Annotated in this window: 2 protein-coding genes and 1 pseudogene; all 3 read right to left on the bottom strand. The window is 61.9% G+C overall.

From position 1 onward, the window contains the following. On the bottom strand, positions 1-152 hold a 152-nt coding region (locus tag EN939_RS35820; RefSeq protein ID WP_127272016.1), incomplete at its 3' end, for an NAD-dependent epimerase/dehydratase family protein. Between the two features lie 22 nt (positions 153-174). After that, the gene (gene rfbC / locus EN939_RS35815) at positions 175-729 is read right to left on the bottom strand and encodes a dTDP-4-dehydrorhamnose 3,5-epimerase (RefSeq protein ID WP_127272014.1); all 555 of its coding nucleotides are present in this window, start codon (positions 727-729) and stop codon (positions 175-177) included. Continuing rightward, positions 730-956, bottom strand: a pseudogene (locus EN939_RS35810) (glucose-1-phosphate thymidylyltransferase RfbA); the annotation flags it as partial.

Here is a 956-nt window from a genome sequence, read left to right as displayed (position 1 = left end):
TTGTGTGCGTTCTCGATCGGCCGCAGCGAGGCCAGGTTTCCCGCATAGGTTAGCTTGTCGAGATTGGTCACCCGATAGGCCGGGTTGGCGCATAGATGCCGGCACACCGCCGAACCGATAAAGCCAGCACCGCCCGTCACCAGAAAATTCATGCCGCTGTCCTCACGCAACCCATCAGGCGAACACCTCGGCGGCGGCCAGCAGCGGCGCCTTGAGGTCCTTGTCCGAGAGCTGGAACCCGCCGGCCAATGACGGCCATTCGATGCCGATGGCGGGATCGTCGAAACGGACCGACCGATCATGCGCCTGCGAATAGGTGTCGGTCACCTTATACAGGACCTCGGTGTCAGGCACGAGCGTCACGAAACCGTGCGCGAAGCCTTTCGGCACCAGAATCTGGTTGCCCTTTTCGGCCGACACTTCGAGAGCGACCCATTTTCCGAAGGTTTTCGAACCGCGGCGAATGTCGACCGCGACATCGAGAATGCTGCCCCGGATGACGCGCAGCAGCTTGTCCTGGGCGCGCGGCGCAAGCTGATAGTGAAGCCCTCGCAAGACGCCCGCCGCGGCGGAATAGGAATGATTGTCCTGCACGAAAGCCAGGTCTATGCCGGCCTGCGAAAAGCGCTCGGCATTGTAGGTTTCCACGAAGAAGCCGCGCGCGTCGCCATGTCGCTTCGGCACGATTTCCAGCACGCCATCGATGCCAAGGGGCCTGACCTCCAACACCTAGCCCTCCGACAGGTCGACGACACGCCGGCGCAGATAGGCGGCATATTCATTCTTGCCCAGGTGATCGGCGCGACGCAGAACCTGGTCCACTGTCAGCCAACCCTGTTCAAAGGCGATCTCTTCGGGACAAGCGACCTTGATGCCCTGGCGGTGCTCGATGGTGCGCACGAATGATGAGGCCTCATGCAGGCTGTCATGCGTGCCGGTGTCGAGCCAGGCATAGC

This window comes from Mesorhizobium sp. M7A.F.Ca.CA.002.05.1.1, assembly GCF_003998335.1.
In the GTDB taxonomy this organism is placed as follows: domain Bacteria; phylum Pseudomonadota; class Alphaproteobacteria; order Rhizobiales; family Rhizobiaceae; genus Mesorhizobium.
This window is presented reverse-complemented; position numbering and strand designations above follow the sequence as displayed.